At 44.1% G+C, this 22,953-nt stretch carries 20 protein-coding genes; 5 read left to right on the plus strand and 15 right to left on the minus strand.

Annotated elements, in window-relative coordinates:
• Positions 1-711: 711 nt before the first annotated feature.
• The 5 genes from ACQCVE_RS07375 to acsA all read right to left on the minus strand — a co-directional run bounded on the left by ACQCVE_RS07375 (position 712) and on the right by acsA (position 7,599).
• Positions 712-2,592 (minus strand): PTS fructose transporter subunit IIABC, encoded by a 1,881-nt coding sequence (locus ACQCVE_RS07375; protein WP_426862276.1) that lies wholly within the window; start codon positions 2,590-2,592, stop codon positions 712-714.
• Between the two features lie 12 nt (positions 2,593-2,604).
• Complete coding sequence (gene pfkB / locus ACQCVE_RS07380) at positions 2,605-3,519, minus strand: 1-phosphofructokinase (RefSeq protein WP_426843524.1); 915 nt, start codon at positions 3,517-3,519, stop codon at positions 2,605-2,607.
• Complete coding sequence (locus ACQCVE_RS07385) at positions 3,516-4,271, minus strand: DeoR/GlpR family DNA-binding transcription regulator (protein ID WP_426843523.1); 756 nt, start codon at positions 4,269-4,271, stop codon at positions 3,516-3,518. Before ACQCVE_RS07385 ends, pfkB begins: the two co-directional genes overlap by 4 nt.
• A 766-nt stretch (positions 4,272-5,037) precedes the next feature.
• A complete protein-coding gene (locus tag ACQCVE_RS07390) occupies positions 5,038-5,667 on the minus strand; it encodes an alpha/beta fold hydrolase (protein ID WP_426862278.1) in 630 nt (209 codons plus the stop codon).
• 216 nt (positions 5,668-5,883) lie between these two features.
• Positions 5,884-7,599 (minus strand): acetate--CoA ligase, encoded by a 1,716-nt coding sequence (acsA, locus tag ACQCVE_RS07395; protein ID WP_426862280.1) that lies wholly within the window; start codon positions 7,597-7,599, stop codon positions 5,884-5,886.
• A 388-nt stretch (positions 7,600-7,987) separates the two neighbouring features.
• Here acsA and ACQCVE_RS07400 point away from each other — a divergent pair, with 388 nt between their 5' ends.
• The 3 genes from ACQCVE_RS07400 to ACQCVE_RS07410 are packed head-to-tail and all read left to right on the plus strand — an operon-like array spanning position 7,988 to position 10,499.
• A complete protein-coding gene (locus ACQCVE_RS07400; RefSeq protein WP_426862373.1) occupies positions 7,988-8,620 on the plus strand; it encodes a GNAT family N-acetyltransferase in 633 nt (210 codons plus the stop codon).
• Positions 8,621-8,676: 56 nt separating this feature from the next.
• Complete coding sequence (locus tag ACQCVE_RS07405) at positions 8,677-9,321, plus strand: acetoin utilization AcuB family protein (protein ID WP_426862282.1); 645 nt, start codon at positions 8,677-8,679, stop codon at positions 9,319-9,321.
• Complete coding sequence (locus ACQCVE_RS07410; RefSeq protein WP_426862284.1) at positions 9,318-10,499, plus strand: acetoin utilization protein AcuC; 1,182 nt, start codon at positions 9,318-9,320, stop codon at positions 10,497-10,499. The genes ACQCVE_RS07405 and ACQCVE_RS07410 overlap by 4 nt, the downstream gene beginning before the upstream one ends.
• A 72-nt stretch (positions 10,500-10,571) precedes the next feature.
• Here ACQCVE_RS07410 and ccpA read toward each other — a convergent pair whose 3' ends face one another.
• Together ccpA and ACQCVE_RS07420 are read right to left on the minus strand one after the other, a co-directional pair.
• Entirely contained in the window at positions 10,572-11,573 is a 1,002-nt protein-coding gene (gene ccpA / locus ACQCVE_RS07415; protein ID WP_426843519.1) for a catabolite control protein A, read from the minus strand.
• A gap of 256 nt (positions 11,574-11,829) precedes the next feature.
• A complete protein-coding gene (locus ACQCVE_RS07420; protein WP_426843518.1) occupies positions 11,830-12,906 on the minus strand; it encodes a bifunctional 3-deoxy-7-phosphoheptulonate synthase/chorismate mutase in 1,077 nt (358 codons plus the stop codon).
• Between the two features lie 291 nt (positions 12,907-13,197).
• On the opposite strand from ACQCVE_RS07420, the gene ACQCVE_RS07425 reads away from it, so the two are divergent.
• On the plus strand, positions 13,198-13,350 hold the full coding sequence (locus ACQCVE_RS07425) for a tRNA U-34 5-methylaminomethyl-2-thiouridine biosynthesis protein (RefSeq protein WP_426862286.1): 153 nt from the start codon (positions 13,198-13,200) through the stop codon (positions 13,348-13,350).
• 258 nt (positions 13,351-13,608) lie between these two features.
• Here ACQCVE_RS07425 and ytxJ read toward each other — a convergent pair whose 3' ends face one another.
• The 3 genes from ytxJ to ACQCVE_RS07440 all read right to left on the minus strand — a co-directional run bounded on the left by ytxJ (position 13,609) and on the right by ACQCVE_RS07440 (position 15,083).
• Positions 13,609-13,950: a bacillithiol system redox-active protein YtxJ gene (gene ytxJ, locus ACQCVE_RS07430; RefSeq protein WP_426843516.1), complete on the minus strand. Its 342-nt coding sequence runs from the start codon at positions 13,948-13,950 to the stop codon at positions 13,609-13,611.
• A gap of 118 nt (positions 13,951-14,068) precedes the next feature.
• The gene (locus ACQCVE_RS07435; protein ID WP_426843515.1) at positions 14,069-14,524 is read right to left on the minus strand and encodes a YtxH domain-containing protein; all 456 of its coding nucleotides are present in this window, start codon (positions 14,522-14,524) and stop codon (positions 14,069-14,071) included.
• Between the two features lie 115 nt (positions 14,525-14,639).
• On the minus strand, positions 14,640-15,083 hold the full coding sequence (locus ACQCVE_RS07440; protein ID WP_426862288.1) for a DUF948 domain-containing protein: 444 nt from the start codon (positions 15,081-15,083) through the stop codon (positions 14,640-14,642).
• Between the two features lie 213 nt (positions 15,084-15,296).
• Between ACQCVE_RS07440 and ACQCVE_RS07445 the strand changes: the two genes are divergently transcribed.
• Positions 15,297-16,412 carry an aminopeptidase gene (locus ACQCVE_RS07445; protein WP_426862290.1) on the plus strand — a complete coding sequence of 372 codons (1,116 nt, stop codon included), beginning with the start codon at positions 15,297-15,299 and terminating at the stop codon, positions 16,410-16,412.
• Between the two features lie 268 nt (positions 16,413-16,680).
• Here ACQCVE_RS07445 and murC read toward each other — a convergent pair whose 3' ends face one another.
• The 5 genes from murC to ACQCVE_RS07470 all read right to left on the minus strand — a co-directional run bounded on the left by murC (position 16,681) and on the right by ACQCVE_RS07470 (position 22,920).
• On the minus strand, positions 16,681-17,979 hold the full coding sequence (gene murC / locus ACQCVE_RS07450) for a UDP-N-acetylmuramate--L-alanine ligase (protein WP_426843513.1): 1,299 nt from the start codon (positions 17,977-17,979) through the stop codon (positions 16,681-16,683).
• Between the two features lie 243 nt (positions 17,980-18,222).
• Positions 18,223-20,880: a DNA translocase FtsK gene (locus ACQCVE_RS07455; RefSeq protein WP_426862292.1), complete on the minus strand. Its 2,658-nt coding sequence runs from the start codon at positions 20,878-20,880 to the stop codon at positions 18,223-18,225.
• A 267-nt stretch (positions 20,881-21,147) separates the two neighbouring features.
• On the minus strand, positions 21,148-21,753 hold the full coding sequence (gene ytpR / locus ACQCVE_RS07460; protein ID WP_426862294.1) for a YtpR family tRNA-binding protein: 606 nt from the start codon (positions 21,751-21,753) through the stop codon (positions 21,148-21,150).
• A gap of 1 nt (position 21,754) precedes the next feature.
• Entirely contained in the window at positions 21,755-22,573 is an 819-nt protein-coding gene (locus ACQCVE_RS07465; RefSeq protein ID WP_426843510.1) for a DUF1444 domain-containing protein, read from the minus strand.
• A gap of 32 nt (positions 22,574-22,605) precedes the next feature.
• Positions 22,606-22,920, minus strand: a complete 315-nt coding sequence (locus ACQCVE_RS07470; RefSeq protein WP_426843509.1) for a thioredoxin family protein — start codon at positions 22,918-22,920, stop codon at positions 22,606-22,608.
• Positions 22,921-22,953 lie beyond the last annotated feature (33 nt).

Raw genomic sequence — 22,953 nt, forward strand, 5'->3', positions numbered from 1 at the left:
TCATTTTACCTACTTCTAATGTCTTAGTCTATTAAGTTTTTTAGAAAACATGACAATAGACATAAAAATATCATGCGTACAGTAAACCGTTCTCATGTTCTCTCCCCTTTTTTCTATTCGGTTTGCCAATCTGCCTGAGTCATTCTGAACAAAACTTTCACAAAGAAAACCCCGGTGAACGAGGGTTTTCTTTTTGCTATTTTCTATCAGCAGGATCTTTCTTTCAGTTCAGGAACGTGCATATACACGCATCATTGCATGATTCTCCATCAGCTTGAAAGGGACTCTAAATCAAAAAGGACCCCACTTATAGGTAAAGAAGCCGTAATTCCGGATAGCAAAATTCCGTAAATAAGCAAACTAGGTGCAGGATTAGCAGACTTGCCCCGATACTCTTACAGCTCGTCCCTATTCTATTGAGACTATAAAAAAAGGATGGGACAAAAGGTTTCCGGCTAAAAAAAACCGAACTTTATTTGAAACTCTGGTATAGAGCTTCGTAAAAGTTCGGTTTTCTTATTTTCATGCTTTTTCCCAACAAATTATTCGGCTTTAAGGACAACACTTTTAGTTATATCCCAGCCTATTTTTCGGCCTATTTCTGCACCTGCTCAGCTTTAAGCGAATAATTGTGAAAGACTATCTTTTTTGAACTCTGAACAGGGAAGCAGGACAGGCTTTTCAAATTTTACAGCGGCAGCCGCTCGATTGTTATGATTGAACCGGTTTCTTCCACATGCCGGCAATTATGGCTGTAACAAGGGCTCCAATCAGGATGGCCGCTACGTACAGAAGGGGATTTCCTTCAACGATTGGAATAACAAATGCTCCCCCGTGCGGTGCCGGAAGCTTTATGCTGAACAGCATAGAAAGGGCACCTGCTGTCGCCGCTCCGATAACGGATGCCGGGATGACTCTTCCAGGATCTGCAGCTGCAAATGGAATCGCTCCTTCTGTAATAAAGGAAGCGCCCATGATATACGCTGTTTTTCCAGCTTCCCGTTCCTGCTTTGTAAATTTTTTTCTAAAAAAGGTCGTTGCCAGAGCCATACCTAGCGGAGGGACCATTCCTCCTGCCATTATTGCAGCATGGGGTGCGAAGTTTCCTGCATCGATCATGGCAATACCAAAGGTGTAGGCTGCTTTATTTAGCGGGCCTCCCATATCTATTGCCATCATTCCGCCGAGGATCAAACCCAGAAGAATTAAATTTCCGGTTCCCATCCCCATAAGCCAGCCATTCAGCGCATCATTCAATGCTTTTGCAGGGGGGATTACGACTGTCAGCATGATCAAGCCTGTTGAGAGAACACCAAACAGCGGATAGAGCAATACAGGCTTAATGCCTTCCAGTGAACCAGGCAGCCCGCTGAATGCTTTTTTAATCAGCACTACGAGATACCCTGCAAGGAAACCGGCGATCAATCCTCCAAGAAACCCTGCTCCCCCAGTGGAAGCAAGAAGCCCGCCGACTGCACCGGGAGCAAATCCGGGACGGTCTGCAATACTCATCGCGATAAATCCTGCCAGAATCGGAATCATAAGCGCAAAGGCATTATCTCCTCCGATGGTTTTTAATAGATAGGCAATTTGATTATAGCTTGGATCATCCGGATTCGCGGAATTAATCCCAAACATGAACGATATGGCAATCAGAATGCCTCCGCCCACAACAAACGGCAGCATATTGGATACACCGTTCATTAAATGCTTGTAGAAGCCGGTTCTCTGTCCTTTTTCTTTTTGTCCATCCGGCGAAGCGCTTTTCCCGCTTTTGTAAATTGAGGCATCCTGCTTCAGAGCCTGTTCAATCAGTTCCTGCGGCTTTCTGATCGCCTGTGCAACCGGTACCTCTATGACGTGCTTGCCGCCGAATCTTTCCATTTCCACTTGCTTATCAGCAGCTACGATGATGGCGGAAGCCCTTTCAATATCATCCTGAGTCAGGAGATTTTTCACACCGCTTGAGCCGTTCGTTTCTACTTTAATTTGAACGCCCATCTCCTTAGCCTTTGCTTTTAATGAGTCAGCTGCCATATACGTATGGGCAATCCCTGTCGGACAGGCCGTAACAGCAAGGACCAGCTGCTCTTCGGATGATAGGGAAGCTTCATCCCCTTCATTATCATCCATTTCGCTGTCTTCCTTTGAATTGATGGCCTCCAGAACTTCCTCCTCCGTCTTTGCCTCTTCTAATTTCTTTCTAAAATCCGGATCCATTAAAAAACTTGAAAGGGAAGAGAGTGTTTCTAAATGGGTATTGTCCGCACCTTCCCCTGCTGCAATCATAAAGAACAAACGGCTAGGCTCACCGTCAAGCGAGTCATAATCAATGCCTGCTGCAGAACGTCCGAATGCGATAGCCGGACTTTTGACCGCTTTTGTTTTTGCATGCGGAATTGCTATGCCTTCTCCGATTCCGGTTGTACTTTGAGCCTCCCGTGCCAGAATGGCTTCTTTGTACCCGGCACGGTCATGTAATTTTCCGGCACGGTCCAGCTGATTGACTAATTCGTCAATAACCAGTTCTTTTGAATTCGATGAAAGATTTAATAGAATGGTATCTTTCGTCAGCAAATCTGTAATTCTCATGTTCCTTCCCCCTTATCCGATTTTCTCTATTTTTATTTGCGTCAGCAGCTTCCCGGCTTCTTCTTTTGTACAAAGGTCATCCGAGAATGCTGTTGCACTGCCTGCAGCGGTACCAGTCCGGAAGGCTTCTTCATAATCCTCTCCCTTTGTATAGGAGGCCAGAAAACCAGCCACAACGGAATCGCCTGCTCCAACTGAGTTTTTCAATGTACCGGCTGGTACGGAAGCCTTTAAGACGAGATTTTCATTAATGAAGACGGCTCCTTCGCCTGCCATTGAAACAATGACATTCCGAACGCCCTGAGCGATCAGTTTTTTCCCAAAGTAAGCTGCTTCGTTCACACTCGTTACGTTCGTTCGGAATAAGTCTCCCAGCTCATGATGGTTCGGCTTGATCAGCAGCGGTTCATATTGGAACGTTTCTTCAAGAGCGGGACCGGTTGTGTCGATAACGGTTTGAGCTCCTCTTGCCCTGCTTATTTCTGCAAGTGTTTTATAAAACGTCAATGGCATAGAGGACGGAATACTTCCGGCTAAAACGAGCAAGTCTCCTTCTTGCAGCTGTTCCATTTTTGTGATCAGGCTCTCTTGCTGCTCCATTTCAATGGAAGGGCCCGCTGCGTTTATTTCTGTCTCTGTATCCGTTTTCAATTTCACGTTGATCCTTGCAGGCTCATAAACTTCTGTAAATTGTGATGAAATAGCTTCTGATTCAAGAAAGTTTTTAATAAAGTCTCCTGTAAACCCTCCGGCAAATCCAAGCACTACACTTTCTGTTCCCAGCCGTTTTAACACTCTTGAAACATTAATGCCTTTCCCGCCCGGAAAAAGCTGTGTCCCTTTCGTGCGGTTCAATTGACCGAGCTTAAAATTGTCAGCATGCATAATGTAATCAATAGAAGGGTTTAATGTGCAAGTATAAATCATGATCTTTCCACAACCTTTATCTCCGTTTTTTCTCTGTATTCTGCCAGCACATCTTCTTCTACGCTGGCTGTAAGAATTACAGCTTCATGTAAATCTGCTATTTTTGAAAATGCAGCTTCGTCAAACTTGCTGCTGTCCGCCAGCATATAGGCTATTTGCGAAAAGCGAATTGCGCTTGTTTTCACAGCCGCTTCTTCAGGATCGGGAGTTGTATAGCCTGAATCCAGATGGATTCCATTGACTCCCATAAAGCACTTATCGAAACGGTACTCACTTAAAGTTGCTATGGTCCGTGCACCGATCAGCGCTCTTGTCGTCTGCTTCACATACCCGCCTGTTAAGTACGTAGGAATTTGGTACTTCGCCAGCTCTTCTATATGAGTTAGTCCATTTGTAACGGCCATGATATCTTTTCCTTCAAGAAAGCGGATCATATGGAAGATGGTCGTTCCGGCATCTAAAAAAACCCGGTCTCCGTCTTTTACAAAGCTTGCCGCAAATTCACCAATTCGCTGTTTTTCTTCCAGATGAATGATGGATTTCTGGGCGATATTCGGCTCTGTTCCCTTTTGATGAAGCTGCTCTGCTCCGCCATGGACTCTCTTAAGTTTCTTTTCTTTGTGAAGCTGGCTTAAGTCTCTCCTTATCGTTGACTCGGATGAACACGTTGCATCTACAAGTTCCTGGATATTGACTACTTCTTTTTTATCAATTAAATCAAGAATAATACTGTGTCTTTCAGGGGTAAGCATTTACGCACCTCCAGCCTGATAGTGCCTTATGACTATAGTGTAACGAAAGCCCTTACAAAAATCAACCAAAAACAATCATTTTCATTCATAATCATGCTGAATTTAATAAATCCAATCATTTTCGTTCAAATATAATCATCTATTCAGGATGTAGTGATCAATGAGAAAGAAAATTCAGCAGCTGCCTTCGTCAGCCGGGTAACGAAAGGATGGATTCCGCTTCTGCAGGGAAAAAACAAATTCATCGCAAAAAAGGTGCCTTAAAATTCCGTTCAGGCACCTTCTATACTCGTAATAATGAAACAGCAAAATGTTTACTTCTCCTTTGAAATCAGTAATGCTTCTTTACGAAATTTAAGATATCACGGTTATTTTTCACAAGAGGTTCTTCAGATGGGAAATGCCCCATCTCATAAGTATTAAAAGCTGCCAGGTTAGGAATGATTTCTCTGGCAGCACTTTTTAATCTGCTTTCAGGAAAAGCTCTGTTAAACTTGGCTGTTGATTTCCGCTTCAGGCGTTCGCTTATCCTTGGGCGGGCGGTGAGCCTCCTCCTCGCTTCGCGACTGCGGGGTCTCACCTGACCCGCTGCTCCCGCAGGAGTCTCACGCCTTCCGCTCCAATCAACAGGTGTGAAAAATCAACACAATGCTTTAACAAAGCCTCAGGAAAAAAACATCTTTTCTCCCAGCTATGATTAAAGTAGGGGAGTTATACAGGGACAACTCTTCTTTCACAGTTAATTTCGGCATTTCCTTTTCAAGCTTTATGTATATAAAACATCGCCAATTATTGTTCTATCCATTTCTTTCATAGAATGATCAGACATCGCATCGGTCATTTTTCTCAGATATTTTTGTGATGAAGTACTTTTGAATAAGATTAGTGGAAGCAAGATTTCTTTCACCATTTTCCATTTCGGTCCCAGCTGTATTCCTGCTGGGGATACCAATACAGAGCAGTCTATTTTATCCGGGAAAAATGCTGCTAATCTCAATATAATTCCTGCACCGTAGGAAGGGCCAGCAAAAGCACTGTCATCAATAATAAAGTAATCCATCAGTTCCTTAATCCACAGGGCAAAACGATCGTCCATTGCAGAAATTCTGCTTTCAGCACTGTATCCCGGATGCCCAATAGTATCTGGTGCATAGACTCTGTATTTTTCTGCCAGTGGTAAAAACCAGGATAATGTCATTGGATTGATACAATTACCGCCCTGGAAAATAAAAATAGGTTTTCCTTCTGAAGGACCTGCTATTAGAAGATGTGTCCTCCCATAACTTGTATCGACATATACCTTCTCCACATCAAAATTAAACGTCTTTATATAATTGTCGTAATGCTGTGTTATGACCTTTTTTCCTTCCTTTTTGTAGATGGTTCCTTTCCCCAAAATAATTCATCCCTGTGAAAGCATGCATAAACTAAACGAGCTGCCGCCTGCTATTGTAGCCAAAAAAAAGAGGGGACTCACAGGGCCGGATTCCTCCAGCCAATTGAGTCAGCCTCTTCTTTTTCCGTTTTTATGGGACTGCCTCTTACGGACAATTTCCTTTAAAGGAAAGGGGACAGACAGTGCATAGCCTGCCTTCTTCCTCCAGAGTACTTCTCAGTCCTCCATTGTAGATAAGTCACCGGCGGGCAGATCAAGTTCCCAAGCCTTTAATACCCGGCGCATAATTTTACCGCTTCTTGTTTTCGGCAGTTTATCTTTAAATTCGATTTCCCTTGGAGCCGCATGGGCAGCCAGACCTTTTTTCACGAAGGTCCGGATCTCTTCGCTTAATTCTTCGGAAGGTTCGTAGCCGTCTCTGAGTGCAATGAACGCCTTAATGATTTCACCGCGCACAGGATCCGGCTTACCGATTACTCCCGCTTCTGCAATCGCTGGATGCTCCACAAGCTTGCTTTCTACCTCAAACGGGCCCACTCTTTCACCAGAGGTCATGATGACATCATCAATTCTGCCCTGAAACCAAAAGTACCCATCTTCGTCCATGTAGGCAGAATCCCCAGAGACGTACCAGTCGCCCGGCATGAAGTAGGATTCATATTTTTCAGAATTGTTCCAGATGGCGTTCATCATGGATGGCCAGCCTTTTTTTATCGCGAGGTTTCCCATTTGGTACGCCGGCAGCTCATTGCCCTGATCATCCACGATGGCTGCCTTGACACCTGGTACCGGACGGCCCATGGAACCTGGCTTGATTTCAAGCGATGGGTAATTGCAAATCGTTTGGGCTCCAGTTTCCGTCATCCACCATGTATCATGGATGCGGTGGCTGAATACTTTCATTCCCCAGCGGATTACTTCCGGGTTCAGCGGCTCTCCAACGCTCAGGACGTGGCGGAGACTGCTGAGATCAAAATCTTTTATGATTTCATCCCCTGCCCCCATCAGCATTCTGAATGCCGTTGGTGCGCTGTACCATACAGAAACGCCCAACTCTTCAATCGTATTGTACCAGGCTTCAGGCTTAAACCTTCCGCCGACAATAACATTGGATGCTCCGTGCAGCCAAGGACCGAAGATACCGTAGACTGTACCTGTTACCCAGCCTGGGTCTGCTGTGCACCAATAAACATCATCCTCCTTCAAGTCAAGCACCCATTCAGCCGTTTGATAATGCTGAATCATGGCACGCTGTACGTGAAGAACCCCTTTTGGCTTACCGGTAGACCCGGAAGTGTAATGAAGCAGCATCCCGTCATCTTCATTCAGCCATTCGATTTCAAATTCTTTGCTTGCCTTCTCCATTTCTTCATGGAAATGAATGTACTTCTCTTCCTCTGGCTGTCCGCCTACAAGAATAATGTGCTCTAGTGCAGGGAGTTCATCATGCGGCACCCGTTCAAGCAGTTCGGGTGTTGTCACAATCACTTTGGCACTGCTGTCAAACAAGCGGTCTTTAACGGCCCCTTCCATAAATGCTTCGAATAACGGTCCGACAATAGCACCGGCCTTTATTGCGCCCATAATGATACAATATAGCTCAGGTGTTCTCGGCATAAATACGAAGACCCGGTCTCCTTTTTCAACATTGGCTGCCTGGCGCAGAACGTTTCCCGCCTTGCTGGATAGATCCTTCATTTCTTTAAACGTATATTTTTCGTTCCGGGAAGGGTCTCGATAATAAAGCGCAACTTTATTTTTCCGATGGGTTTCTGCATGACGGTCAATTGCTTCGTAGGCTGCATTCATTTTTCCCGTATGATGCCATGAGAAGTTCTTCTCTGCATCTTTCCAGTTAAAATTCAGATAAGCTTCTTCGTAGTCTTTTAGATTATGATTCCCCTTCGACGCTGGGAGCGCTTCCAATTTCATCCCTGAATCCCCCTCTTTTCATCATTCAACTTTTATTATAGTATACGAGTTGATTTTTCTCAATTTTTAAACAATATGTTTGTGAAAACGCTTTATTATTTGTAGTATAATAGAAGGAAGTTTCACTGCATGCAGGAGTCCCTAAGAAAACCCGCAGGACGATTAGAGATAATAGCGTGTGGCTCCTGAAAAAGAGCAGCGCCACTGGTACAGACACGCCGCTCAAGGCTGAGCTCGAAAGATTGATTCCTGCATAGAAAGTTTAACCGACTGCCGGCTTTCTATTTTTTCCTTCTTCTTCCAGTAAATGATTGGGATTCCTCCAGAGAGTACGCATATAATGATTGAACAAATACCTACGATTGACTTAGAAAAGGCGGGTGACCGAATGGAACACAGCAAGACTTACAATGCAATGGAATTAAAAACCTCCGGCGGGGCTCTTATTATTGAAGGTCCCATTGCATCCAGCAAACTATCAGGCTATGAATTTCATAAAGATTTAGTTGCTTTCAGGCCGCCTGGTCAGCAGCATAAAGCACTGATTGAAATCGCCGACCTTCCGGAAGGACGAATATTGATTGCCAGGCATAAGCATACCATTGTCGGCTATGTAACGTATTTATATCCCGATCCACTGGAAAGATGGTCTGAAGGAAACATGGAAAATCTGATTGAACTCGGGGCAATCGAGGTCATTCCCGAGTTCAGGGGATGTGCGGTTGGAAAAAATCTCTTAAGGGTTTCCATGATGGATGACAAAATGGAAGATTATATCATCATCACGACGGAATATTACTGGCACTGGGATTTGAAAGGAACAAGCTTAAACGTATGGGAATACCGTAAAGTAATGGAAAAGATGATGAATGCCGGAGGGCTTGAATGGTATGCCACCGATGAACCGGAAATCAGTTCCCATCCAGCCAATTGCCTTATGGCGAGAATCGGCAAACGAATCGATCAGGATTCCATTCAGCAATTTGACAGACTCCGCTTCAAAAATCGTTTTATGTATTAACTGACAGACAATAGGGAGAAAAAAAACGGGTATGAAATGTAAAGGGGTTGGGATACATGATTGTTGATCAAATCATGAACAAGCAGGTGGTTACCCTTTTACCGAAAGACACACTGGGTAAAGCCATTGAAGTAATGAAAGCAAAACGGATACGTCATATTCCCGTTGTAAATGAAGAGGGCATCCTTACCGGAATTCTATCCGACAGAGATATAAAAGATGCAAGTCCTCCTGTCTATCAGCTCGCAGAAAGAATGGACGAGTTGAATCAGCCGCTTGAAAAGTTTATGAAAACAGATGTCATAACGGGCCACCCTCTCGATTTCGTTGAAGAAATATCATCCATCTTTTACGAACGGAAAATAGGCTGTATGCCAATATTGAGAGCGGGAAGGCTGGAGGGGATTATTACAGAGTCAGACCTTCTCCATACGTTCGTACAGCTCACGGGTGCCGATCAGCCTGGATCCCAAATTGAAGTAAAGGTATCCAATAAGGCTGGAATGCTTGCGGAGATAACAGCGGTTTTCAGTGAGCGGAGGATTAATATCTCGAGTGTTCTCGTTTATCCGGATCGGGACCCTCTATTTAAAATACTTGTTTTACGGGTGCAAACAATGAATCCGACCGGTCTTATCACCGATTTGGAAGCCTCAGGATACCACGTTCTCTGGCCGAATATGCCGGGGATGTCCTTATGAAGGATTCAGTATTTATTTATTCCAAAGATTTTTTGACCTACCAGTTCAGTCAGCACCATCCCTTTAATCAGCTTCGGGTTGAACTGACACATGATCTGCTGAAGAAAATGGGGAAATTGGGTGAAAGCCAGATTGTTGCTCCAAGAATAGCCACTGAAGAAGAACTCGCATTGGTGCATGATGCGAAGTATATTCATGCCGTTCAAAGAGCAGGAAAAGGGGGACTAAGGGACGAAGAAGCCTCCAATTATGGAATAGGTACAGAGGATACCCCCATCTTTAAAGGAATGCATGAGGCGAGCGCTCTTCTTGTCGGGGGGACATTGGAGGCTGCAGATCAAGTCATGACTGGAAAAGCAAACCATGCTTTAAATTTGGGAGGCGGCCTGCACCACGGCTTTCGCGGAAAAGCTTCTGGCTTCTGCATTTATAATGACAGCTCGGTCGCCATTAAATACTTGCAGGAAAAGTACCATGCCAGAGTCATGTACGTAGATACCGATGCTCATCATGGAGATGGGGTGCAATGGACATTTTACGATGATCCTTCAGTTTGCACTCTGTCTTTGCATGAAACGGGCCGCTATTTATTCCCCGGCACTGGAAACGTTACCGAACGAGGTCATGGATTAGGCTACGGATACTCTTTTAATATTCCGCTTGATGCCTTTACTGAGGATGAATCTTGGCTGAATGCCTATCGAAAATCATTCCGTGAAGTGGTGAAATTCTTTAAACCGGATATCATTTTTAGCCAGAATGGAGCGGATGCCCATTATTACGATCCATTGACCCATTTATCCTCTACTATGGAGACTTACAAAGAAATTCCAAAACTTGCCCATGAGCTCGCCCATGAATATTGCCAGGGACGGTGGATTGCGGTTGGCGGCGGCGGATATGATATATGGAGAGTCGTACCGAGAGCCTGGTCTTTGATTTGGCTTGAAATGCTGAATGAAACCCCTTCTGGCCAATTGCCTGAAGAATGGCTTCAGGCTTGGAAAGACAAAGCCCCTGTTCCGCTTCCTTCTACATGGGAGGATCAAAAGCCGCTCTATAAGCCCATACCGAGGAAAAAAGAAATTGAAGAGAAAAATGCCCAAACTGTAAAAAAGGCTCTGCATCCGATTATGCAAAGCGAAGAAAGTACCGGCAGACGAAATGTAAACGGCTGATGTATTTGTCAGCCCATTCACACCTTCACGAAGGCATTATAAAAGGCACCCCGCGAGGTGCCTTTTGACTCTTTATTTCGTAGATTGACGCACTTCAATGCGGTGCGGAAGTTCAAATGCTTTTTCTTCTACGGATTCTTTATTCATCAGCTTAGTAAGTAGACGCATAGCAACGGCTCCGATATCATATGTCGGCTGAACCACAGTCGTCAGCTGTGGACGAACCATTGTAGACAGGCGCGTATTATCAAATCCGATTACTTCAATGTCACCGGGAATGCTTTGACCGCGGTCCTGTGCAGAGTGGATCACACCAAGTGCCATTTCATCTGTACCAACAAAGATAGCAGTCGGTTTACTTTCCAGCTCCTGCAGCTTTTCAAACGCTTCAATTCCGGAGTCATACGTGTAGTCTCCTTCAGTCACCAGCTCTTCATCAAATGTCAGACCTGCTTCGCTGAGAGCACGTTTGTAGCCTGCGAGTTTTAACTTGGAGTTTGCCGGCTCTTCCAGAGGCCCTGTTACATACCCAATCCGTTTATGGCCTTTTTCAGCCAGCATGGTGACCGCATCGAATGCACCCTGCTCGTAATTAATAGTAACCGAATGAGTTTCATTTTCCATATCCACTGAAGCAGCGAGAACAATTGGAACAGGAGAGCGTTTAAACTCTTCTGTGTGCTCATTTGTTATATTTCCGCTCATAAACAAAATTCCGTCTACCTGCTTGCCGAGCATGGTGTTCAGAAGATGAAGCTCCTTGTCTTTGTTCTGGTCCGAGTTGCTCAAGATGATGTTGTACTTATACATTGTTGCGATGTCTTCAATTCCGCGTGCCAGTTCTGCATAAAATATGCTTGAAATATCCGGAATAATGACGCCTACCGTTGTGGTTTTTTTACTCGCAAGACCCCGCGCTACCGCGTTAGGACGGTATCCAAGACGCTCTATGGACTCAAGCACCTTTTTCCGGGTTGTTGGTTTTACATTTGGATTTCCATTCACGACACGTGATACGGTAGCCATTGAAACATTTGCTTCCCGCGCCACATCATATATGGTAATATTGCTCATTTTTATACACTCCTTTAACTAGCCTGCATGTCCTGTTTATTTGTAGTATGAGCAAATTGACAAAATAATACTAAAACCGCTCTAATTCTACATTCATGTACCCTATCATACGATACAATGAAAGCGTAAGCAACGAATTTACAACGTTTTAACATGGAATTTGATTTTATCCTAATATAAAGCGCTTACTCCTTCAATAATTATGCAAAAAAAATTGCCGGCTGAATACCGGCAATTTTATGAGTAATCTGTCTGCTTATGCTTTTGCTTTTACTAATGGCCTTAATTCCGAAATCCAGCTGTTGAACTCTTCAATATTCATTTGCTGCGCTGAGTCTGACAATGCCACTGCTGGATCAGGGTGTACCTCTGCCATCACTCCATCTGCCCCGATTGCCAGAGCTGCTTTTGCTGTCGGAAGAAGAAGATCCTTTCTTCCTGTGGAGTGGGTCACATCTACGAATACTGGAAGGTGTGTCTCCTGCTTAAGGATAGGTACTGCAGAAATATCCAGTGTATTGCGGGTAGCTTTTTCATAGGTGCGAATTCCGCGTTCACAAAGAATAATCTGATCGTTCCCCTGGGAGATAATGTATTCTGCAGCATTCATGAACTCCTGAAGCGTTGCGGCAAGGCCTCTTTTCAGGAGGACAGGCTTGCGTACCGCACCGGCTGCTTTCAGCAATTCAAAGTTCTGCATGTTCCGCGCTCCAATTTGGATGACATCCACATAATCAAGCGCTGTTTCAATATCTGCCGGATTAACGATTTCACTAATAACAGCCAAATCGTATTCATCTGCTACTTTTTTAAGGATTTTCAGCCCTTCCAGACCAAGTCCCTGGAAATCGTATGGGCTTGTTCTTGGCTTGAAAGCCCCTCCTCGAAGCAATTTAATTCCCTGCTTCTTGGCTGCTTCTGCCACTGCTGCCACCTGCTCATAGCTTTCCACTGCACATGGCCCGACAATGAATGACTGACCGCCGTCGCCAATCGGCTCTCCTTTTACGGTGACTACCGTGTCTTCCGGCTTTTTCTTTCTGGAAACAAGCATTGCCTTGCTGTGGTCATCCTCCTGAAGCTCAAGCCCTGCTTTGAAAATTTCTTTAAATATATGCTGAAGAGTAGATTGCTCAAATGGTCCGTCATTGGATTCAAGAATTTGATTCAGCATTTTTCGTTCACGTACCGGATCATAGCGGTTAACCCCTTGTGCTTCTTTCGCTTTACCGATTTCCTGAACCAATCTTCCGCGTTCATTAATCAACTTTAGGATTTGCAGGTTAATCTCGTCTGCTCTTTCCCGTAGTGCTTCTAATTCTGCGTGACTCATCTCTCTCATCCTTTCACTGTTCTATCTATTACGCAAGTTATGAATCGCTATGTTCACGCCCGCGTTTCTGATTAGTGTTTATTATAAACAACTTTACTTTCCATGTCACGAAAAAATTCTTTATTATTTAAACGCTTTTAAGCACTAAAGTATTTTATGCTGAAAACTAGTCTCCTGTGTCTATAGTTGAAACGCATTCCTAAAGCCTGTTCGTTCTCACCCAGCACAATTTTACAGGATAACAGTAAAAAATCTGGTAAAATATTCATGAGGATCTGAAGGAGTGATCAAATGAGAGGAATCGTTTATGCCATATTAGGTATTCTAACGGGATGGCTTATTTGGGGTTTGTTCACAAAAGATTTCGAAACAAACTTTCTTTTTATGTATATCTTCGGCCTGATCAGTGGATATGATCAGGAAAAAGGAAAGCTTGCCGGATGAATAATAAACTCAAAAGAAACTGACGGACAGCCAGGAAGTTTGTTTTAAATTAGTTTGATCTAGCTGATTTTTAGGTTGAACGCTTTGTACAAATAAAACTCCCGGAATTGCGGGAGTTTTCGTATTACATTTTTCTTTTTAGCTCTGTTAAACCCAGCTGTTGATTGCAGTTAGCAGGCATTCGCTTATCCAAGGGCGGGTGGTAATAAATCAACATCATACATTAACAAAGCCTTCTTTTTATACAACCCATTATCGTCATGAATTTCTTATCTGTTCAGCCGTCGCTTTACTCAGAGAATCAGCTGTGATCTTCCAGTGGGATGCATTCCATACAGCCTTCCCGTTTTCTATCAGGAGAGCCTGGGGTGATTCGTGCTTCACTTCAAATTTATCCGCTATATACGCAGATAGCTCGCGGGACTCTTGAACATGCAGATAAAATGTTTCAATGTCCTCCTGGGACGAAGAAAAATTTGAAAACTGCTTGAACGCCTCCTTGCTGATGGGGCATGTAAGGCTATGCTTGATAAACAGAAAGCGATGATGATTTTGCAGAAGCTCTTCAAACTCATTAATTTCAGTAATCTGTTCCTTCATAAAAATTCTCTCCTTTTCATACGGGCTGATTGCTGATTCTTCCTATAAAAAAAACGGCAGAAGCTCTTTCTGCCATTTTTACATGTTTGAATAGGTATTGCCAGGGATTCTGACTCGATCAGCGGGGAGCTGATGATTTATCGGATAGCTCACTTGCCTCTTGAATCACTTTTTCCTGTGATTCAAAAGCAGCGGAACGGGAGGATGCAGCGGCTTCTTCAGCCAGTTCGTCAATAGCAGACACTTCTGCTTCTACCGGGTCCTGTTCCGTATTTTTCTGGCCGCCTCGAATATCCTTTACTTTGCTCATGAGCTGAGAAGTCTGGCTTCCGACAGATTGGGACAGCGTCGTTGTTTTTTCTTTCGCTTTATTTGTCCATTCGGAGCTTTTCTCCAGAGCATCCGTTTTAATTTTATTGGTTTTTTCTGCCACCATGTTGGCCTGGCTTCCTATGTCTGTTCTCAAATCCTTACCGGACTTAGGAGCAAGCAAAAGGGCTGCTGAAGCTCCAATGATTCCGCCAATTAAAGAACCGATAATAAAATCCTTACTGTTAATCCCATCTTTGCTCATCCTGATTCCTCCCCGTAATGGTTCACTCTGCTTACTATGCCAGTATGCTTGATTTCGCCGGCACGTCTTTAAAGCCTTCTTTTTATTGCGTGGCACTGGTATGCTTTAATATAGCCTAATGCATAGTGGATTTAGCAGCTTTTGTCTGCTCTTTTTTCACTTTCCATCTTTGCCAGATATCCATGGCCGTGTTGCTCCACTGAACCACTTGAGAAATCTGATCTTTGTTGTTATCCAAACCGTTTGTAACCGAAGTGGAAACATTGCTTACTGAGCGGTTTAGCTGCTGGATGGACTGGCCTACGCCCTGCACAGCATTTACGACAGTGTTCAGTTTTTCAGATTTCTGCTGAATGTCATCTGCGAGTAAATTGGTTTTATGTAGGAGTTCTGTCGTTTCTGTTGTGATTCCCTGAACTTGCTTCTCCAGCCCTGACATAGTCCCTGCTACGTTATCCAGCGTTGCCTGTACGGATTTTAATGTTTTGGATACAAATACTACTAATACTGTAAAGGCAATTGCGATTAATGCGATGCTTAAATACAAGATGATTTCCACGATCGGGCACCTCCCATGAATTTAATTACCTTTTACCCCTCACATGACATTATAAACATTTAACAGACGTCCTATTAGCCAATTCTACACACATAGCGCAATTCCTTTTCTTCTAAAAAAATTTTCATGTTTTACCGGATAAATGACAAAAAATTCTGTTTTTCTCTCTTTTAGGGTAAAATAAAGAAGAATACATAACAGGGGGTTAAAATGATGAAAGATCCGCGAATTAATACTCTGGCTCATAATTTAATCAATTATTCTGTAAGGCTTCAAAAAGGCGAGAAAGTGCTGATTGAAAATTTCGGTTTGCAAAGAGAGCTTGTAACTGCCCTTGTTCAAGAGGCCTACAAAGCCGGCGGTTTTCCTTTCGTTCTTCTGAAGGACCAGCAGGTGGACCGGTCACTGCTGCTTGGCGCAACGGAGGAGCACTATGGAAAAATAGCAGAATATGAGGCAAACGTTATGAAAGATATGGATGCCTATATAGGTCTTCGTTCCGGAGACAATATAAACGAACACTCAGATGTACCTGATGGCAGCATGAAAATATCGAGCCAGACAATCGGCAGGAAAGTACATAACGAGATCCGCGTGCCCAAAACAAAATGGGTCGTTTTAAGGTATCCTACAGCATCCATGGCTCAGCTCGCAAAAATGAGCTCAGAAGCTTTTGAGGACTTCTATTTTGATGTATGCAACCTGGATTACAGCAAAATGGACAAAGCAATGGATGCTCTTGTACAGCTGATGAATAAAACCGACCAAGTCCGTTTGAAGGGACCTGATACAGATCTTGCCTTTTCCATTAAAGACATTCCGGCTGTTAAATGTGCAGGGCATCTCAATATTCCGGACGGAGAAGTTTATTCAGCGCCTGTTAAGGATTCTGTAAATGGAACGATATCCTTTAATACACCTTCCCCTTATAATGGATTTACGTTTGAGAATGTCAAGCTTACATTTAAGCATGGAAAAATAGCAGATGCTTCTGCAAATGACTCTGAAAAAATCAATCAGATTTTTGATACTGATGAAGGAGCGAGGTACATAGGCGAGTTCGCGATTGGAGTTAATCCTTACATCCTTCATCCTATGGAAGACATCCTTTTTGATGAGAAAATTGACGGGAGCTTCCACTTTACTCCTGGTCAATGCTACGATGACGCCTACAACGGCAACCACTCAACCGTACACTGGGATATGGTCATGATCCAGCGTCCAGAATACGGCGGAGGGGAAATTTATTTTGACGATGTGCTGATCCGTAAAGACGGCCGGTTTGTTATTCCGGAACTTGAAGGACTGAATCCGGAAAACCTGAAATAAGAACGAAAGGGCAAACGAAGGAATGAATTCTGCTGAGTACTGCGGCAATTTGAGACTCCCACGGCTAAAGCCGCAAGCCCTACACCTTACGGTGTGACGGGTGGGATTCTTGAATGACTAAACGTTCGCAGTCCATTTCTGTTGTAAAATGGACCGGGGTACGAGCAGATTGCTGATGATCAGCAGCTGTTGATTGCCCGGGAAATCAGCAGCCAGGTTTAAAGAAGAAAAAAATCCGCACTCCTTAAACGGGGTGCGGATTATTTCTTTATAGAAGGACGTTCTCGTAGGCGCGCTGATACTTTTGAATATCCCCTGCTCCCATAAAGACAAGAACTCCGTTTTCATGTTTTTTCAAAACGTCCATCTCGTCCTCTTGAATTAAGGAAGAATGATCGATTTTTTCGATTAAATCATTGATGCTCAGCTTACCCGCATTTTCCCTGGCAGAGCCGAAAATATCACATAGGTAAACGTAGTCTGCCTTTTTCAGACTTTCCGCAAATTCCTCCATAAAGGATTGTGTACGGGTAAACGTATGGGGCTGAAATACTGCTACGACTTCGCGATCGGGGAATTTCTGCCTCGCCGCCTCAATGGTTACTTTGATTTCTGTCGGATGATGGGCGTAGTCATCAATCAGGACCTGGCTGCCTGCACGTTTTTCGTTAAACCGGCGTTTCACCCCTCCGAATGTAAGCAAACGCTCCTGAATAATTTCGGTGTCCACTTCTTCATAGTGGCAAATAGCGATAACGGAAAGCGCGTTTAATACACTGTGGTCGCCAAATCCGGTAATTTTAAATGAGCTGTAAAACGTATTTCTTACAAATACATCAAAGCTTGTTCCATCTGTGCTTTTCACAACATTTCTTGCCTGAAAATCATTTTGCTCTCCGAATCCATAGTATACGACAGGGACTTTCGCCTGAATCTGCTGCAAATGTTCGTCGTCTCCGCAGGCGATAATGCCTTTCCTAACCTGAAGAGCCATATTTTGAAAGGCATCAAAGACATCTTCAATGTTCGTAAAGTAGTCAGGATGGTCAAAGTCTATGTTTGTCATTATTGCATAATCGGGATAGTACGAGAGAAAGTGCCTGCGGTATTCACATGCTTCAAAGATAAAATACTTGCTGTCAGGAAGCCCTTTACCGGTCCCGTCGCCGATCAGGAAAGAAGTTGGTTCCGCTCCCTGGATAACATGGGAAAGGAGGCCGGTTGTAGATGTTTTGCCATGCACGCCCGTAATTCCCACACTTGTATACCGGTTCATAAATTCACCAAGAAAACGATGGTAGCGGATGACAGGAAGGTCTTTGCTCATAGCCTCTGCAATTTCCGTGTGTGTATCAGGAAATGCATTTCCTGCAATGATCGTCAGCCCTGGCTGTATATTTTCTTTATCAAAAGGAAGGAGCTGAATCCCTCTGTCCTCAAGGGCTTTTTGGGTAAAAATCGTTTTGTCGATATCGGAACCCTGAACCTTGTACCCCATATCATGGAGAATCTGTGCCAAAGCACTCATTCCTGTTCCTTTAATTCCAACAAAATGATATACAGTCATAAATTGAACCTCCAGCAACGTCTATCTGTTAAATATCTTCGCTTTTCACAGTATATGACGTTCATCTAAATTTTGCGACCCTTGAGCTCCACCGCCGATTTCCGGGTGAAGAAGGAGCATTTTGGTTTTTCGCTGCTCTTGTCTGCAAGGTGCAGACTTCCCTACTATAAGCCTCTTTTCATTACGTGTCAATTTGCCTTAGAAGGAACCATCCAGCTTTTCAGGTACTTAAGAAAATGCGTCTTAAATAAGATTGCTTTCCTGAATGGACAATAATTCATCCTCGGAAATCAGAATATCCCGGGGACGGCTTCCTTTAGCCTCCGAAATAATGCCCTGATCTTCCATCAAATCAATCAGACGTGCAGCCCGATTATATCCGATTCTGAATCTGCGCTGAAGGCTTGAGGCCGATGCCCCGTTTTGGGTAACAACAAACTCGCAGGCTTCTAAAAACAGATCATCTTCTTCGGTTTGGAGGGATGATTTTTTCAGGAATTCTTCCTGATTAAACAAATATACAGGCTCCATTTGCTTCTTAACATGGGTCACGACCTGCTCCATCTCGTCATCTGAAACAAAGTTTCCCTGAACCCTTAAATGCTTAGAGGTTCCATTTTCCAAAAAGAGCATATCGCCTCTGCCGAGAAGCTTTTCGGCGCCTCCTGCATCCAGGATGGTTCTTGAATCAACCTGCGAGGATACGGAGAATGCAATTCTTGTTGGGATATTTGCTTTTATTAACCCTGTGATGACATCAACGGATGGCCTTTGAGTCGCTACAATCAGATGAATGCCGCATGCCCGGGCTTTTTGGGCAATCCGGCAGATGGCTTCCTCCACCTCACCCGGAGCTACCATCATTAAATCTGCAAGCTCATCAATAACGATAACGAGGTAGGGCAAGTGTTCACCGCGCTGATGGGTTTTAACAAGTTCATTGAACCGGTTTATGTCACGCACTCCTGAATGGGCAAACAGTTCATACCGCCGTTCCATTTCCTCCACTGCCCATTTCAGAGCCCCTGTCGCTGCCTTTGCATCTGTAATGACAGGACTGACAAGGTGGGGAATACGGTTGTAAGGTGCGAGCTCTACCATCTTTGGATCGATTAGCAGCATCTTAACCTCATGGGGGGCGGCTTTATACAAAAGACTGATCAGCATAGAGTTGATGCACACGCTTTTTCCGGAACCTGTCGCGCCTGCAATGAGACCATGAGGCATCTTTTTCAAATCAGTCACAATCGGCTGGCCGGATATATCCAGCCCCAGCGCTACGGTCAGCGGAGATGGATGTTTCTTGAATTCCTGGCTCCTGATGATTTCCCTAAGACTGACGGTTTTGCTTTTTAAGTTGGGAACTTCGATTCCAATTGCGTTTTTCCCGGGTATCGGCGCTTCAATCCTGATATCCTTTGCAGACAGGCTAAGCTTAATATCATCTGACAGATTCGTAATTTTATTCACTTTCACTCCCGGCTCTGGCTGTACCTCAAATCTGGTGACAGAGGGCCCCTGAGTTACATGGACCACTTTCGCACGCACATTAAAATTCTTTAACGTACTGTCAAGCAATTCTTTTTGTTTGTACAGCCAATCATCATCCGCTGATTCCTCGCGCGGCGGAATTGTCAGCAGATTTAATGGCGGGAAATAATAGGAGCCTTCCTGAACACGTTCTTTCATTTTGCTTTTATCCCGATTCAGCATGAGGACATTGAAAGGAACGGATGATTTAGGCTTTTCCGCTGCAGTCTCGCGGCCGGCTCTGTCTTTTTCAGCTGAACGGCTCTCAGGAGACCGCTGCGGAATTTCTTCCGCTGCCGGGTCAGAGTAGTGTGCTTCAGAAGAGAGAGTCTCTTCAGCCGGATCTTCGTTTAAGAAATCCTGGGTTTCCCTATCATCGCTATTCTCTGTTTCTTCTGCAGGCAAAGGCTGCAGGTCCAGTTTCTCAGCCGTGTTTTCTTCAAAAATCAGAAAAGACTCTGGTTCAGCAGAGGTCTCTTCCTCCCATGTGAAATCATCATTCTCTTCCACTTCTTCCAAAACCATCTTTGGTCCTTCTTCCTCTTCTTTTTCTGAAAGGGCAAGAGGTCTCTCTTCTTCTATGTCCGGAATATTCGCTGCTTCAGCATCCGGATTCAGAAAATGTTCTCCCTGCATATTCTCTGCACCACGCGGAGCTGCTTCTGTTTCATAAATCTCCTCTTCCTTTTCTAGGAAGGAAGGGGGCAGGCCGCTGTTTATATCGCTGCTGTCAGACAGGAAGGAGCCTTTTTCCGACTTTGTCTGCTTCTGCACTGTTTCAGCAGCCCGTTTTTTATAAAAGGAGGAACTGTGCATGGATAGTTTCCGAAGCGTCTCTTCTTCCTGCATCCTGCTCTCCGCAAGTGATTTTTCTCTCATTTTATAAGGTAGAGATTCCATGTCTGACCGATTTTGAAATCCGTAGATAGGGGATGGGATCAGCGTTGGCTGAAATGGCTTCTTCGGCCCGCCCGATAATGGCTCAACTTTTCGTTTATAAGTCGGCTCCGCCTGTGGCGGCTTCGGCACTGTCCTTCTCCCTTTTTCAGCTTTATTGTGATCCATCATTTTTTTATTCGCGTTTTCAGCAGAGGCAGGCCTGTTTTTCTTCGGCCTTGCCGGTCTTCTTCGATCATCAGGAATAGCGGGAAAACGGAAATTACCTTCCGGATATTGATACGAGATTTTCGTTTCAAATTGAGAAGCGGAAGCACGTACATTTTCCGGGGGGTGACTTTTCTCAGCGGGCTTGCTTTCACGCCTTATTTCCTGCACCTGCTCATTATCATCCACTCTTACATATTCAACAACTTCCACAATCTCCTCTGTTTCCCCAAATAGAAATTGCTTAACTTTTGATATCCAGCTCATTTTAATAATCACTCTTTCAGCTCATGTTGTATGTTCATCTTTTTGGAGTTCATAAATTTTATCTGTTAATCCAGCCTGCTGATTTCCGTCGCAGGCGTCCATAGTCAGCAGCTGTATTCCCGGGTCTTATTCCCTGTTTTTATGCTAAATAAGCCGCAATTTTGCTGCCGATAAAAAAAGCCACTAGCAATTACCCTAGTGACTTTTATCTTACCATAATTTACGTTTGATTTTATTGTTTTCAGTCGGTTGATTCATAGAAAAAGCTTATTCGAAAAATGCATCTCCAGGAGTACGGCTGTCATCCAGTACAAGTATGCCTTTTTCCTGGGGGGCATCCGGCAGATCCAATTCTTTTGCTGAACAAATCATTCCGCTCGACGCCACGCCTCTCAGCTCCGCATGTTTAATCATCATTCCGCTTGGCATTACCGCCCCCACTTTGGCGACCACTACCTTTTGTCCTTCATTTACATTCGGTGCTCCGCAGACGATTTGAAGCATTTCTGTTCCGATATTTACCTTGCAAATATTCAGCTTGTCTGCATTCGGGTGCTTTTCTTTTGAGACCACATGGCCTACAACAAACTTAGGTGAAAAATCCACTTCCAGCTTTTCTTCGAACCCATTTTGGCTCAGGCCTTTATTTATATCATTTATTATACCTTCAGATAATTCAAGCGGACCCGCAGCATTAACTGCTATGTATTTTGAAGCAAGGAACAAGTTATAGCCTGCTATGTCTTTCGTTTCTGCATCATAAATTCTCACAGCGTCCTGCCTGCGGTCAAAGGCTCTCTTTTCACGCGGAATTTCTTTAATAAAAATCAGAAGTGTGTCGCCTATTCCTTCACGGTTATAAAAAACGTTCATTCTATTCTTCCTTTCCGTTTTTCGGTGAATGTGCTTTATTTTTTCCTAGTATAAATATCGGCTCAAGCTCACCGTCTTCATATAAAAATGAAAGAGCGGTAATCGGAACCCTGCCGCTTGCAAAAAAACTCATCGTCATTTGGGCAAGAATATCGTACCCGGTTTCGTTTTGAACATCCGCGATGATTAGGACATCCTGGTGGGGCACAGCCAATGCCATTGTACCGGTAATGCGTGTCTTGAACGACTCCAGTAAGGATTCATTCAGCATTCGGCTTGCATCATAGCCGTCGTTGGCTCTGAAAAAGTAGAATGTGTTTCCTGCCACCTGATCTTCTTTCACTGAAGGAGCCAGGGATCTTAGATTAAAGAGGGCTGTTTCCTTAATCCTTTTTTGGCTCCATCCCTCTTTATCCATCATCGCCTGGTCAATCAGCCTGTACGTTTTCCCCATGTCCAGCGCATAAAAAATCCTCGTTTCGGCTGTGTGTTCGTCAAACAGAAGAGGGATTCCCTCACTGGATTCCTCTGGAAAAGACGTAGAGCGGACAACCGGAAAAATAGATTTCTCTTTGCCTGTCAGACCGCTTTCTGTTCTCATTGCCAAAAGCGCCTCTTCCACATGGTACGAAACTTCGTCAATGGCTTTTTCTTTCTCGGTTTCATATTTCGCAGCAATTTCATTCAGACCGATGGTGATTCCTTTTTTAATAGCGGGATCTTCAATTCTTAGTGTCTCTTTTTCACGGTCATAAATAAATGTCCAATTATGCTTGCTTAGCCGGTCTTCTAGAATTTGCGAAAGTTTTCTTGGCTTCATCAGCGGTTCCCTCCTGTCAGCCGTTTATCTATTTATTGGATCTTATCCAGGAATTGCTGAATTTCCTCTTTTGTTTTACGGTCTTTGCTGACAAATCGGCCAGTCTCCTCCCCTTTATGAAAGGCAACAAAGCTCGGAATGCCAAATACGCTTAATTCTGAACATAAGTCAATGAACTCATCGCGGTCGACGTAGTAGAACGTAACGTTCTCATTTTCCTTTTCAAGCTCTGGCAAAAATGGATCAAGAAAGCGGCAGTCCGGACACCAGTCCGCTGAAAACATTAGGACACTTCGCTCTTTGTTCTTTATTTCACGGTATTGATCCATTGATTGTAATTTTTCCATGCGTTCATCCTCCATATTTTCGAAAGGCTTTTC

Origin of the sequence: Metabacillus sp. 113a (assembly GCF_050107635.1) — a bacterium.
Classification (GTDB): Bacteria; Bacillota; Bacilli; order Bacillales; family Bacillaceae; genus Metabacillus_B.